The sequence below is a fragment of the Phosphitispora sp. TUW77 genome (genome assembly GCF_048453025.1).
Classification (GTDB): domain Bacteria; phylum Bacillota; class Thermincolia; order Thermincolales; family UBA2595; genus Phosphitispora.
Window position 1 is genome coordinate 860,835 of record NZ_CP156677.1, and the last position, 13,081, is coordinate 873,915.

Here is a 13,081-nt window from a genome sequence, read left to right on the forward strand (position 1 = left end):
GCAGAGTATCTTTATATTAAATAAACATATTAAACAATTTGATTTAAGGGGTGTGCCCAGTATGGTGGTTCATAAACACAGAATATTATATTTTAGTTACAGGCCGGTGAGAGTAAATAGAGAAAATAAACCAGTTGCAGACCATGAGCGGGTATATGTTGTTGATGATACATATAAGTTATATGCTTTTGACAAGAACTCAGGGAAACTTGCCTGGACTGCTCCTATTGATAACGGAGTTTGCCGGGTTGAATGCGGAGCAGATGAACCGCCTCAGCTGGTGGCTGTGGGAAATATGGTGTTTGCAGTTTCCGGGGGTGGGGTCGAAGAGAAAGAAGGAATTGTTTTTGCTTTTGAGGCAGAAACCGGAAAACTGCTTTCACGGACAGTGGTTCCGCCCAAAGAGGAACGGTATATCAGGGGATATCGACTGCCGGAGTTATGAATAAATAGTGATATTAAAAAATGTGCCTCCAGATGTTCCGGTATGCTATAATGAAGTTATTGAAAGAAAAACGGAGGAGTATTATGAAATCACTGGTACTGACAGAGAAACCCAGTGTGGGGCGTGAAATCGCCCGGGTCCTGGGATGCCATACTAAGGGGAAGGGGTACCTGGAAGGCCCCAAATATGTAGTCACTTGGGCCCTTGGGCACCTGGTGACCCTGGCGGAACCGGAGGATTATGATAAGAAATATAAGACGTGGCGGCTGGAGGACCTGCCAATGATGCCCAGGCAGATGAAGCTGAAGACAATTCGGCAGACATCCCAGCAGTTTGGTGCGGTAAAGAATTTGATGAAACGGGGGGACCTTGGGGAGCTGATTATTGCCACAGATGCCGGGAGGGAAGGTGAGCTTGTGGCAAGGTGGATTATGGAATATGCAGGCTGGAAAAAACCATTTCACAGGCTGTGGATTTCATCACAGACGGATTCTGCTATCAAAGCGGGCTTTGCCCGGCTCCGGCCCGGAAAGGAATATGACAACCTTTATGCTTCCGCTGTATGCAGGGCAGAAGCCGATTGGCTGATAGGGCTGAATGTGACCAGGGCCCTGACTACCAAGTTTAATGCACAGCTTACTGCAGGTCGGGTACAGACACCCACCGTGGCAATGATAGTTAACAGGGAAGAGGAGATTAAGAAGTTTGTCCCCAAAGACTTCTGGACCTTACGGGCAGATTTCGGGGATTATTTTGGCGACTGGCGGGATGCCTCGGGTCAGGGAAGAATCTTTGACTTTAGCAGCGCTGAAGCCCTGCTAAAGAAAATAAAGGGCGCTATCGGTAAGATTACTGACCTGAAAGTGGAACAAAAAGCGGAACCGCCGTCACTGTTATATGACCTCACTGAATTACAGCGGGATGCCAACAGGAGGTATGGTTTTCCGGCACAAAAAACCCTCTCGGTACTCCAGGGGTTGTATGAACGGCATAAACTGGTTACTTACCCGCGCACAGATTCCCGGTACCTCTCAAAGGATATTGTGCCGACACTGAAGGACAGGCTTAACTCCATTGCCATAGGGGAATATGCAGATTATACCCGACCCCTGTTGGGTAAACCCTTGACTATTACCAAAAGGATTGTTGATGACAGCAAGGTTAGTGACCACCATGCCATTATTCCCACAGAAGAACCTGCGCGCCTTAGTGCTCTTGATGCTGATGAAAGAAAACTATATGACCTGATAGTGAAAAAGTTTATTGCCGCTTTTTACCCGCCGTTCAAGTATGAACGGGTTACTGTGGTTACTGTTGTGGAAGGTGAGAGCTTTTATTCCCGCGGTAAGGTTGTCAAGGAACAGGGCTGGAAAGCCGTTTACGGACGGGGAACTGATCAGGAAGGTGAGGAAAAGGATGATGCCTTACCTGAGCAGGTGCTGCATTCCCAGAAGAAGGGCGCTGTTAAGCAGGTTAAGGACTGCAAAACTATGAAGTCCCAGACGAAACCGCCTGCCCGCTATTCAGAGGCTACCCTGCTGTCCGCCATGGAGAGCCCTGGGAAGTTCGTTGAAGATGAGGAGCTGAGGGAAGCCTTGAAACAGAGCGGCCTGGGGACACCGGCTACTAGGGCGGAGATTATTGAGAAAATTATTAATACGGATTATGTGGAACGCCGGGGCAAAGAACTTGTCCCGACATCAAAAGGGATTCAGCTAATCGGCTTGGTTAGTGAAGACCTGCGGTCACCGGAGCTTACGGCAAAGTGGGAGCAGTCCCTTTCTGAAATGGCCCGTGGAAGGGAGAGCAAAACCAAATTTATGACCGGGATTCGCGAGTATACCGTGAAGCTTGTTAAGGAGATTGCAACCAGTGGGGCCCAGTTTAAGGCGGATAATATATCACGTGTAAAGTGTCCTGACTGTGGTAAATATTTAATTACGATAAAAGGGAAAAAAGGGAAGACCCTGGTTTGCCCTGACCGGGAATGCGGGCACAGGGAAGCAGCCGAACCTCAGGTTTCGAACTTCCGCTGTCCGGATTGTAAAAAGAAAATGGTTATCCTGGAAAAGCAGGGCAGTAAAATGGTGCGCTGCAAAAACTGCGGTTTTGCTCAGAGGTTGGAGGATTTCAAGGAAAGCATGTCTGTCGCTCGCAGTAAAGGGGCTGTCAATAAAAAACTGATCAATCAGTTCAGTGACAAGGAGAGTATTGGTACAAACCTCGGTGCTCTATTAAAAGAAGCAATCGAAGGCTCCGGGAGAAAGGAAGAGTGAAAGGGAAAATGAACAAAAGAATCGGTGTTTTTATTATAATTATTATGGTAATGTTTTTGGCTGCCGCTGGCTGTGCAGGAAACCGTGAGAAGTCGTCAGTTACCTCACAGGGGAGCCAAATTGAGCAGCAGGCTGCTTTTGACGAATCAGTACTGAAAGGCAAGAAAGTCGGTATTATTGAGACAAAGTATGGCAAGATATATATTGAGCTGTTCCAGGATGAGGCCCCCGGTACGGTAGAAAACTTTAAGAAGCTTGCCGAACAGGGTTTTTATAATGGACTTACTTTTCACCGGTATGAACCCGGTTTCGTAATTCAGGGAGGGGACCCCGAAGGTACAGGGGCGGGCGGCCCCGGATATACCATCAAGGCTGAGATTAACTCCCACAAGCATCTCAAAGGGGCTGTGGCCATGGCCCGCCGGGCAAATGACCTTGATTCCGCCGGAAGCCAGTTTTATATTACACTTGAAGAAAAACCGTTCCTTGACGGGCAGTATACGGTTTTTGGCCAAGTGGTCGGCGGAATGGATGCTGTCATGAAGCTTAGGGCCGGTGATATAATGGACAAGGTTACAGTCAAGGACTTTTAACTTGTCATAGGAGGAGCTGCGATTGTTCAGTTTTAGGAGGACGGCAGAAAAGGGCTTTGAGGTTTATGAGGTTTACAATGAAAAGGGAATAACAGCTAAATTTATCCCTGAAAGAGGCGGGCTGTTAACTGAATACTTTATGGGAGATATCCCTTTGTTTTACCTGGACAGCAGCACTTTATTTGATAATACCAAAAACGTCCGCGGGGGCAACCCGGTTCTTTTTCCCATATGTGGTCCGCTGGAGAATGACAGGTATGTATTGGAGGGTCGGGAGTATCAAATGAAGCAGCATGGTTTGGCCCGGACTGTTCCCTGGCAGGCGGAGGAGCCCGAATGCTTCAGGGACAGTGCCAGGATTAACTTATACCTGGAAAGCAATAAAGCAACAAAAAGCATGTACCCTTTTGATTTCAGGCTGGAATTTTCTTATTTTATAACTGAAGGGACAATCATTATTGAACAAAAGTACTTTAACTGCTCCGATCAAGAAATGCCTTTTTACGCAGGTTTTCACCCGTATTTTTATGCTCCCGGAGGGAAAGCAGTTAACCTGCATATTCCAGCCAGACGATGTTTTGATATCAAATCAGGGAAGACTAAGGTGTTTCGAGGGATTCCGGATTTTGATGCTGTTCCTGAAACAAATTTGGTTTTTGGCAGTTTACAAGGAAATGAGGCATGTTTTGACAGGAGTGACGGTTTTCGGGTCACTGTCAGATATGATGATTCATTCAGCTATATTGTCCTTTGGGTTCTCCGGGACAGGGAATTCGTTTGCCTGGAACCATGGATGGGGGACAATTATGATATGAACCGGGGCAGGGCTGTCAGGGTGAAACCAGGTTGTGAATACCGTGCGGTGGTTTCCTATTCTATTAGTCAGATATTTTAAAAGAAAGAAACGGGGTCCTTTAGGACTCCATGATTTTTTCGCGGTATTCATTGTAAGCATCTATGAAGTCTTGGCGTGACTTTAAAAAATGCACAAAATCAGCTATACACCTGAGGGTCTGGGGACCTATGGTATGTTCAATTTTTTCGGTTTCCTCCAGCACATTTTCTTTCAGGCCCAGCAGGAGAAGGAATTCTTCAATGGTCCGGTGGCGTTCCAGCAGGAACCTGCCTTTTTCCCGTCCTTCATCATTAAGCAGGATTATGCCATATTTTTTGTAGTTGACTAGCTTGATATCAGCAAGCTTTTGAACCATTTTAGTAGCAGATGGAGGCTGTACGTTCAGGGCATCAGCCAGGTCCTGAATCCTGGTAAAACCTGATTCCTTTGAAAGCCGGTAAATCATTTCCAAATAATCTTCCATTGAGGCCGTAAGAGGGCCTTCTTCTTTTTTCATATATTCGCGGAAGGTAAAAAATTCCCGGTCGGTCATTGTATTCACCTACTTATTGTTTACAGTAAGCCCTAAATAAGGGTAGTGGTAAATTATATGTCTTTGGTTACTCTTCCATCACCCCAGATAGGAATTTCGGGACCAAGATAAGTTGGCTTATCATGAACAAGCAGTTGCAGAACCGCTTTGGTATTTGCCAGGATCTCGCGCAGCCTTAAATAATCCTCACCGATATATTCTCTTTTATCGGCACTTACTCCTGATGCATGCAGACCAAGTGCCTGGGCGACATAGAGCGCCCGGGGGAGATGGAAATCCTGTGTAACTATAATGGCTTTTTTCACCTGAAAGATATCCCTGGCCCGGTACATGCTTTCATAAGTACTGAAACCGGCATGATCCATAAAAATATCTGTTTCAGGAACACCTTGTTCCAGGGCGTAAAGACGCATATTGTTTACCTCATCATAAGATGCCTGACCGTGGTCGCCGGTCAGAAGAAGCTTTTTAACCTTACCTTCGGTATATAATTCAATACCGGTATCGAGACGGTCTGCAAGCACCGGGGACAATCCCCCGTTTTTATAAACCCGCGCCCCCAGGACTATGGCCGCATCTGCTTCCGGGCTGCCGGAAACTGCATGCACACCGGACTTTCCGGACATATATACGGCCACATTGGAATACAAGACAAAGGTTATCAGTATTACAATTGCTGTTATAATGAACTTTAAAATATTTATTAGTTTCATTTAAATTCCTCCGGTTCACCCCAGCAGTCTGGAAACATCCTTTGAAGTAGCATAAACCATTGTTCCGATAATAAAGAGCCAGCCCAAAAGTGACAACGGGACACGTATTTTAACTGATTTCGGCCATGTCTTTTCGATTATGGTCAGCAGCACTTGACCGCCATCCAGGGCGGGAATAGGAAGGAGGTTGAGGACCGCCAGGTTGATGCTCAGGAAAACAGCTAGAGCAATAATGCCGGGAAGCCCCAGGCTAACTGCCTAAAATGTCCTGTTTCATGAATCGATAAGATAAATCCAATTACCAGACATACTATTAAGTAATTCATGGCATTACCCCCAGTAATTTATTAATTCCAAGTAATTATTTTTCAACTTAGCTTTCAACAGGTTATATTTGTTTTCCTTCCGACAATTAGTCATTTCTCAAATGTGGTTATAAATGTGGTTATATGCTACGAAAAAACAAAACTCCACCAGATACCGTTGCTTCCTGACGGCAAGCTGCGGATCGGTGGAATTTTAAATTCTGTTTTAAATTCTATGTGTTGTGTTACCAGTTTAAGTTGATATTATACCTCAGTACCCGAAGTTGTATATGCTCCTGCACATGTTCCTGCACATGTGCCCAGTCCAGTGCCGTTACCCATCCCGGCTCTTTTACCCATGCCTTTGCCGCCTCTGCCGTTACCTTGTCCAAGAGTGGTTCTCTGTACACTGTCTTTCACCCTTTGTTCCATGTTTTCCAGACAGTACTCGGCTTGTTCCTCTGAGATGGTTCCATTGGCAATACTTTGGTCAAGTTGTGATTTTCTCTGTTCCAAGATGCTGTCAACCAACTTGTCTTCACTGATTCCTTTGCTTTCTGCAATCTGGCTTAAGGATTTGCCGCTTTGGCGTTCGGTCCTTACTTCTGCAGCATCCATCCCTAGGAGCTTGCTTACAGAGTCTATCATGTTTCCATAAACCCGGCCAAGTCCTGCACCTTTACAAAAAACACCTGTTGATTGAGGGGCAGTTGATTCGGTTGTAGCAGCATTGGCATTAGGTGTTGTGAACAACTGGCCGAAGACCAGTATTCCGCCAAGTGCAGTGATTGCTGCTATACCTGCTAAGGTTTTTTTGAGATTCATTAAAATCATCCTTTCTATTTTTTTTGTATCGGACTCTGGTTATATAGTATCCAATAAATATGGTTATTCTTTGTTGAGATTTTGAACATTTTGTGAACTATTTATTAAAACTTTTGTCATATTTGTTATATCAGAATAAATGAGTTATTGTAAAATATTGAACAGTTGCCTGTGATGATTTATAATTAGGAGATACAATTAATTATTAACTATCAGGAGATATAATATAAAGAAGGAGAATTTTTCAATGAAGTATGTTAGTACAAGAGGTAATTTTGACAGTGTTAATGCGGCCGAAGCCATTAAACTCGGCATGGTGCCTCCGGGAGGGTTGTTTGTTCCTGAGGGTATCCCGGTTATTGATTCAAAAAAACTTATTAGCTTAGCGGGGAAGGGTTACCGGGAAATAGCCAGGGAGATACTGGGGATGTTCCTGACGGACTACCTTCCGGAAGAAATTGATGAGTGTATTCAAAAGGCATATAATGATAATAATTTCGATCATCCTGATATGGCACCTTTATATAAACTTGATAACAGCTCTTATGTTCTTGAACTCTGGCATGGTCCTACCGCGGCCTTTAAGGATATGGCGCTTCAAATAATGCCCCATTTCCTGTCCAGGGCAATAGAGAAGCTGGGGGTTGACAGGGAGACAGTTATTCTTGTGGCCACATCTGGTGATACCGGTAAAGCCGCCCTTGAAGGATTTAAAAATGTTCCCGGAATAAAGATTATTGTCTTCTATCCGTATGGCGGTGTCAGTAAAGTCCAGGAGCTTCAGATGACGACTACCGATGGTGATAATACCTATGTAGTCGCGGTTAGGGGTAATTTTGACGATTGCCAGAATGCCGTGAAACAGGTGTTTGGGGATGAGGCTTACAACAGTTTTTTAGCAGAAAAGGGTTATGAACTTTCGTCAGCCAATTCGATTAACTGGGGACGTCTGCTTCCCCAAATTGTATATTACTTCTGGGCATATCTTGACTTGGTTGGCAAAAAAGTCGTTTCACAAGGGGATAAGGTCAATTTTGTTGTTCCTACCGGAAATTTCGGTAACATCCTGGCCGGTTATTATGCCTTTAGGATGGGGCTCCCGATCAACAAACTGATCTGTGCGTCCAATGAAAACAGGGTGCTGACAGATTTCTTTGCTACAGGGACATATGACCGTAACCGGGAATTTATCAAAACAGTCAGCCCATCTATGGATATTCTGATATCAAGCAACCTGGAACGTTTTTTATTTGAAATGACCGGCCATGATGCGGGCAAAATCAGTGAATGGCTGGGGCAGTTGAACAGAGAGGGGCAATTCCAGGCAGATGAAAACACCCGCAGAGAAACTGAACGTATCCTGAGTGCCGGATATGCCAGTGAAGAAGAGACCCTGGAAACCATAAGAACTGTGTTTGAAAAGTATGGCTATACAGTTGATACACATACTGCCGTAGGGGTTAAGGTTTATTCCGATTATGTCCGGGAAACAGGTGACCGTACAGTAACTGTCCTGGATGCAACGGCAAATCCTTTTAAGTTTAACCGTGCGGTATTGGAGGCTTTAAAAGGGGAAGATGCCATTGCCGGCAAAGATGAATTTGAAATTCTCCGGGAGCTTGAAAAAATAACAGGTATGGAAACTCACCGGGGACTCAAGAATCTGGATTCCAGACCGGTCAAGTATGACCGGGTTTCCGATAAAGGTGATATCAAAAAGGATATTGAAGAAATCCTGGGACTGTAATTTTGTATTAGTATTTGTGTATAACTTGTTAAATTATTCCTGTCTGTGCAATACCAGGCAGGATTTTTTTATTATAAGGGAAAATATTGCACAACACCTCACCATATATCACGGTCATTTCCGGAGCCTACTGTGGAGGAAAAAACAAAAAGTCCAAGGCACAAAGCCTTAAATATTAAGGAAATTTTTTTTCCGAGAGACTTATATTAGTAGAAGGAGGATTCACATGCAAAAGATAAACTATTATAAAATATATATTATTTTTTTTCTAATATTTATGTTAACTGGATGTGACAAAATAACAGTGTTTCCTAATGATAAAAATAGTAAAATAAAGACGATAGAAAATATAATTACAGGATTAGTTATTGACTACTACTCTAATTCAGGCCGATCAATAGACAGGAATAAAATTTTGGTTTGTAAGATCAAACCTTATGAATCGGGGTATTTAGCCTTAACTTTGTATGCTGGTGAAGGCCCACAATTAGTACTGTTTTATATAGACAAGGATAAAAATAACAACTATTTAATATCAAAAAAATCTTACGGAGAGCTTGCTATCAGCATGGGTTTTTCTGCCAACAGGGTAGTAGATAACGATAATACTATTATATTTGGTAATTTAAACGAATCAACATGGATGCCTTCTACTGATAAAAGGAAACTAACTAATTATTCTAAAATGACAGTGAAATTTGAGAACGGTAAATTAATTAATGAGGATTTTAAAACAAGAGAAAAGGGCTACATAATTTTATTGAATTCAAATTCTAGAGTAGTCAGTATATTATTGTATGACTCCAAAAATCAGATTGTAAATTCACTTGAAGATTTTAACCAATGCGGAAATGGTATTAATGATACAGAGCTAAACTAAGGTGAGGTTTGCCTTCTAAATACTGTGGTATAATAGAAATAACTATTGGGGGCGGAGGGAAACCATGTCTGCAAAAGTTTTGATTGTTGATGATGAAAGGATTTTGGTAAAGGGACTGGCAAAGAGCCTCAACAATGAAGGTTACCGGACTGAGGTTGCATTTGACGGTGAGTCTGCCAGGGAGAAGGTCAGGAAAACTGAATTTGATCTAATAATTCTTGATATTATGCTTCCAGGGGTGGATGGCCTGACCTTGTGCCGGGAAATCCGGGCTTTGTCCGGGGTTCCAATTATAATGCTGACTGCCAGGGGTGATGATATTGATAAAATTATCGGTCTGGAAATGGGGGCAGATGATTACCTGGCTAAGCCGTTCAATGTTAGGGAACTGCTGGCCCGTATCAAAGCGGTACTGAGGCGTTCCAGCCAAGAGTCCGTGAAAGGAACCGGGCAGATTGTATGTGGAGGAATAGTTATTGACACTTTGAGAAGAAAGGTTAAAGCTGAAGGCAAGGAGATTGACCTTACCGGCAAGGAGTTTGAGCTGCTCCTGTATTTGGCTGGCATGTCGGGAAGGATTTTTACCAGGGATCAGCTTTTGAAGAATATATGGGGTTATGATTATATTGGAGAGGATCGTACCGTTGATGTGCATATAAGAAGGCTGAGGGAGAAAATTGAACCTGAGCCTGGGAAGCCGCGGTATATCCTTACTAAATGGGGTGTAGGCTACTTTTTCAATGAAGAAGATTGACCGGGAGATGTGCGGATGCGGTTGACTTTGGGATTAAAACTTGGAATTACTTATCTTCTGCTTATAGTATTATCACTTGCTGCTTTTGCTTATTTTACCATGGGTTTTTTTGAACAGAGTTTTCTTGATGAAAAAAAGGCGGCACTTTTTACTCATGCCAACATTCTGGCCAATAGTTCAATGCCATATCTTCAGGACCAGGAACAGTGGCCTTACTTGAATTACCTGGCGAGGAACCAGGCAGAAAAGGTTGGCAGTCGTTTTCTGGTACTTGATCGTACAGGGCTGGTTATAGCCGATTCAGCTACTGATTTACGGGGCAGGGCCCTGAGACACCGGGAGGTTTTAAATGCATTAAAAGGGGAGAATGCTGCTGCGTCTTATCAAGAGCCAGAGTATGGCTGGGTGCTGTACCTGGCTGTTCCGGTATATTCAGGGAAACAGGTGACCGGCGCTGTTTTTGTATCTGCCGATATCAACCCTATGGTGGCCCGCCTTGATGAGATCAGGGCCCGGCTCCTGTGGTTTTCGGCTGCGAGTGGGGCGTTAGTTTTTGTTATTAGCTTATTTATGGGTACTTTTTTTACTAGGCCAATTAAGAGGCTTATTGTTGCTGCAGGGAGGATAGCCTCAGGGGACTATGGCTACCGGATAGAGAAGGCGCCGAGTCATGATGAAATCGGGGAGCTTACAAGGGTGTTTAATGATATGAGTACCAAGATTCTGGCAGAAGATAATATTCGCAAGAGATTTGTTGCTGATGCGTCTCATGAATTAAAGAGCCCGGTTGCTGCGATAACAGCACTGCTGGATTCATACCCCCAAAAGGATATGTGCTCACCGGGAGAGTATCAGGAACTCTTGAAGGACATGCGATTTGAGGCGGATAGGCTAAAGAATTTAGTAGATGATTTGCTGGCCCTTAGCCGGCTGGAAGGGAACCGGGGGCAGCTCAAGATTGAAGAGACCTCTGTGGGGGAAATTGCGGAAGCGGTCCGGAAGGCTGCTGAGCCTGCAGCCAGGGCCAAGGGTGTCACAATTGGGACAACTCATTCCGGGGATATTTATTGGCCGCTTGATGGGGAAAAAATATTCAGGGTATTGGTGAACCTGGTTGATAATGCTGTAAAATATTCACCTTCAGGTGAAAAAGTAACCTTGGGATTCAGGGTAAAGGATGAGATGCTTAACTTTTATGTAGTAAATAAGGGGGAAGGCATCCCGGCAGTGGATATACCCAATATTTTTGAACGATTTTATCGTGTTGACAAAGCCCGTTCCCGGGAAACAGGCGGCTGGGGCCTGGGGCTGGCAATTGTAAAGGAAATTGTAGAACTCCATGGCGGTGACCTGAACGTTGAAAGTGAACTTGGAGGGGAGACAGTTTTCACATTCCGGCTGCCAGAAACAACTTAAAACATTTGTAACAATTTCGTCATCTTTGTGTAAAGTATGAGGTGTATATTTTTAAGTGAAGAGAGTCTTCCAGAAAATTTTTAAGTTAATGGGAGGGAATAATAATGAGGTCTAAAAGAATCAGGCATACCAGGTATTTCGGGTTAACAGTACTGGTTGTTCTGCTTGCATTGGTAATTGGATGCGGTCTGACAGGCAGCCAGGACAAGAACAATATGGACCAGAATAAGTCTCAAGTTGAGGAGCAGGACAATTCTCAAACTCCTCCGGTAAATCCACAGCCTACTGAGGAACAGGTTGAAATTACCTTGTATTTCAGTGACGATCAGGCAATGTTCTTGAAACCGGAAAAACGTACAGTAGAAAAAGGCGGGAAACCTCTGGCCAATCTGCTTATTGAGCAGTTGATAGAGGGGCCTCGGACTGAGGGGCTGCACCGGACCATCCCTGAAGAGGCAAAGCTGATTTCTGTTGAAGTTGTGGATGGTGTTGCTTTTGTGAATTTTTCCCGTGAGATGCAGACAAAACACTGGGGCGGCAGTGCCGGGGAGAGGATGACCTCTCAGTCTGTGGCCCATACCCTGGCGCAACTGCCGGAAGTTGAAAAGGTACAGTTCCTTATTGAGGGTAAAAAAGAGGAAGCTATCTGGGGCCATGGGTATACAGGTGAACCTGTAGCACCTGAAAGTGACATTATCTCAGGAGAGTAGTTTCACATAATGAATGGGGCTGAAAATGTGCTGGTAAGACTGGGCTATGTGGCATTGTCAATGGTTTTGGAGGACTGTTCGTCCTCCAAAACTATTACCGTAAAAAATTATGAACGTATTGAGGGACAGGATGCCAGAATTGGCAGGCTGCGCCGGATTACGGGCGAAAACCTGAAAAACCTGACAAGACTGTTATATTATAATACCGCAAATGAAGTACATTTGTTTCGGATTACTTCCAAACTGGTCCCGCTGGCAACCCATCCGCTGGCTGCCGGATGGGACTTTATTGCCGATTTCAGGGAAGAATTTGCCAAAATAGGGACAATAGTAAGGGAAAATAAAATGAGGGTCAGTTCACATCCTGACCACTTTACCCTTATTAACAGCCCCCGGCAGGAAGTTATTGAAGCATCTTTCCGGGACTTGGATTATCATGAAAAGGTGTTTCGGGCGATGGGCCTTGATAATGCGGAAATGGTAATGCATGTTGGAGGTATGTATGGTTCGCGGGAACAATCTGTAAAACGGTTCAAAGAGAATTTCAAAGAACTTCCTGACCGCATCCGGAAACGGCTTCTTTTGGAAAATGATGATAAATTATATGGGGCGGCAGATGTGCTGGATATCTGTGGGGAACTAAATATCCCAATGGTGTTTGATGTTCACCATCACATGTGCTGCAGCAGGGGCGAGGTTCTTGGTGACATTCTGCAGAAGGTATATAATACTTGGGGTGAGAGAATACCCAAGCTTCACTTTTCCAGTCCCAGGAGTGAGCAAAAATGCAGACCACATGCTGATGATATTGACTTTGATTCTTTTTACGGGTTTTTGAAAACTGCCCGTGAGTTTAACCGGGACATAGATGTTATGCTTGAGGCAAAAAATAAGGACCGTGCCCTTTTTAAGCTGATGGGCCAATTAAAGGAAACGGCGGGAATAAAAGCAGCCGGAGGAGCTTCTTTTTTGATTTGAGCTCTTTTTTTTTGCATTAAACCGAAATTATTTGCTATAATTAAATTTATT

Annotated in this window: 14 protein-coding genes and 1 pseudogene; 10 read left to right on the top strand and 5 right to left on the bottom strand. The window is 44.1% G+C overall.

Going from position 1 to position 13,081, the window contains the following annotated elements; genetic code table 11:
* The first annotated feature begins 61 nt into the window (after window positions 1-61).
* The 4 genes from ABFY19_RS03920 to ABFY19_RS03935 all read left to right on the top strand — a co-directional run bounded on the left by ABFY19_RS03920 (window position 62) and on the right by ABFY19_RS03935 (window position 4,209).
* Complete coding sequence (locus tag ABFY19_RS03920; protein ID WP_418791937.1) at window positions 62-445, top strand: PQQ-binding-like beta-propeller repeat protein; 384 nt, start codon at window positions 62-64, stop codon at window positions 443-445.
* Between the two features lie 83 nt (window positions 446-528).
* A complete protein-coding gene (locus ABFY19_RS03925; RefSeq protein WP_418791938.1) occupies window positions 529-2,721 on the top strand; it encodes a DNA topoisomerase III in 2,193 nt (730 codons plus the stop codon).
* 8 nt (window positions 2,722-2,729) lie between these two features.
* Window positions 2,730-3,314, top strand: a complete 585-nt coding sequence (locus tag ABFY19_RS03930; protein ID WP_418791939.1) for a peptidylprolyl isomerase — start codon at window positions 2,730-2,732, stop codon at window positions 3,312-3,314.
* A gap of 22 nt (window positions 3,315-3,336) precedes the next feature.
* Window positions 3,337-4,209, top strand: a complete 873-nt coding sequence (locus ABFY19_RS03935; RefSeq protein WP_418791940.1) for a hypothetical protein — start codon at window positions 3,337-3,339, stop codon at window positions 4,207-4,209.
* 19 nt (window positions 4,210-4,228) lie between these two features.
* On the opposite strand, the gene ABFY19_RS03940 is transcribed toward ABFY19_RS03935, so the two are convergent.
* From ABFY19_RS03940 to ABFY19_RS03960, 5 genes and pseudogenes are all read right to left on the bottom strand, one after another.
* Window positions 4,229-4,702 carry a metal-dependent transcriptional regulator gene (locus ABFY19_RS03940; protein WP_418791941.1) on the bottom strand — a complete coding sequence of 158 codons (474 nt, stop codon included), beginning with the start codon at window positions 4,700-4,702 and terminating at the stop codon, window positions 4,229-4,231.
* Between the two features lie 53 nt (window positions 4,703-4,755).
* Window positions 4,756-5,415, bottom strand: coding sequence for a SanA/YdcF family protein (locus tag ABFY19_RS03945; RefSeq protein WP_418791942.1), 660 nt, complete (start codon window positions 5,413-5,415; stop codon window positions 4,756-4,758).
* A 15-nt stretch (window positions 5,416-5,430) separates the two neighbouring features.
* Window positions 5,431-5,568: a hypothetical protein gene (locus tag ABFY19_RS03950; RefSeq protein ID WP_418791943.1), complete on the bottom strand. Its 138-nt coding sequence runs from the start codon at window positions 5,566-5,568 to the stop codon at window positions 5,431-5,433.
* A 12-nt stretch (window positions 5,569-5,580) separates the two neighbouring features.
* A pseudogene (locus ABFY19_RS03955) lies at window positions 5,581-5,664 on the bottom strand (peptidase M50); the annotation flags it as partial.
* 320 nt (window positions 5,665-5,984) lie between these two features.
* Window positions 5,985-6,545: a hypothetical protein gene (locus tag ABFY19_RS03960; protein WP_418791944.1), complete on the bottom strand. Its 561-nt coding sequence runs from the start codon at window positions 6,543-6,545 to the stop codon at window positions 5,985-5,987.
* Window positions 6,546-6,792: 247 nt separating this feature from the next.
* Between ABFY19_RS03960 and thrC the strand changes: the two genes are divergently transcribed.
* From thrC to uvsE, 6 genes are all read left to right on the top strand, one after another.
* Entirely contained in the window at window positions 6,793-8,292 is a 1,500-nt protein-coding gene (gene thrC / locus ABFY19_RS03965) for a threonine synthase (protein ID WP_418791945.1), read from the top strand.
* Between the two features lie 226 nt (window positions 8,293-8,518).
* Entirely contained in the window at window positions 8,519-9,172 is a 654-nt protein-coding gene (locus tag ABFY19_RS03970; RefSeq protein WP_418791946.1) for a hypothetical protein, read from the top strand.
* Window positions 9,173-9,236: 64 nt separating this feature from the next.
* Window positions 9,237-9,926 carry a response regulator transcription factor gene (locus tag ABFY19_RS03975; protein ID WP_418791948.1) on the top strand — a complete coding sequence of 230 codons (690 nt, stop codon included), beginning with the start codon at window positions 9,237-9,239 and terminating at the stop codon, window positions 9,924-9,926.
* A gap of 15 nt (window positions 9,927-9,941) precedes the next feature.
* A complete protein-coding gene (locus tag ABFY19_RS03980; protein ID WP_418791949.1) occupies window positions 9,942-11,342 on the top strand; it encodes an ATP-binding protein in 1,401 nt (466 codons plus the stop codon).
* A gap of 104 nt (window positions 11,343-11,446) precedes the next feature.
* The gene (locus ABFY19_RS03985) at window positions 11,447-12,052 is read left to right on the top strand and encodes a GerMN domain-containing protein (RefSeq protein WP_418791950.1); all 606 of its coding nucleotides are present in this window, start codon (window positions 11,447-11,449) and stop codon (window positions 12,050-12,052) included.
* 9 nt (window positions 12,053-12,061) lie between these two features.
* Window positions 12,062-13,030 (top strand): UV DNA damage repair endonuclease UvsE, encoded by a 969-nt coding sequence (uvsE, locus tag ABFY19_RS03990; protein WP_418791951.1) that lies wholly within the window; start codon window positions 12,062-12,064, stop codon window positions 13,028-13,030.
* Window positions 13,031-13,081 lie beyond the last annotated feature (51 nt).

Bases quoted from the DNA above. Each gene is read 5' to 3' on its own strand.
- ABFY19_RS03920 (WP_418791937.1), top strand. From the start codon at position 62: ATGGTGGTTCATAAACACAGAATATTATATTTTAGTTACAGGCCGGTG.
- ABFY19_RS03925 (WP_418791938.1), top strand. From the start codon at position 529: ATGAAATCACTGGTACTGACAGAGAAACCCAGTGTGGGGCGTGAAATC.
- ABFY19_RS03930 (WP_418791939.1), top strand. From the start codon at position 2,730: ATGAACAAAAGAATCGGTGTTTTTATTATAATTATTATGGTAATGTTT.
- ABFY19_RS03940 (WP_418791941.1), bottom strand. From the start codon at position 4,702: ATGACCGACCGGGAATTTTTTACCTTCCGCGAATATATGAAAAAAGAA.
- ABFY19_RS03945 (WP_418791942.1), bottom strand. From the start codon at position 5,415: ATGAAACTAATAAATATTTTAAAGTTCATTATAACAGCAATTGTAATA.
- ABFY19_RS03960 (WP_418791944.1), bottom strand. From the start codon at position 6,545: ATGAATCTCAAAAAAACCTTAGCAGGTATAGCAGCAATCACTGCACTT.
- thrC (WP_418791945.1), top strand. From the start codon at position 6,793: ATGAAGTATGTTAGTACAAGAGGTAATTTTGACAGTGTTAATGCGGCC.
- ABFY19_RS03970 (WP_418791946.1), top strand. From the start codon at position 8,519: ATGCAAAAGATAAACTATTATAAAATATATATTATTTTTTTTCTAATA.
- ABFY19_RS03975 (WP_418791948.1), top strand. From the start codon at position 9,237: ATGTCTGCAAAAGTTTTGATTGTTGATGATGAAAGGATTTTGGTAAAG.
- ABFY19_RS03980 (WP_418791949.1), top strand. From the start codon at position 9,942: ATGCGGTTGACTTTGGGATTAAAACTTGGAATTACTTATCTTCTGCTT.
- ABFY19_RS03985 (WP_418791950.1), top strand. From the start codon at position 11,447: ATGAGGTCTAAAAGAATCAGGCATACCAGGTATTTCGGGTTAACAGTA.
- uvsE (WP_418791951.1), top strand. From the start codon at position 12,062: ATGAATGGGGCTGAAAATGTGCTGGTAAGACTGGGCTATGTGGCATTG.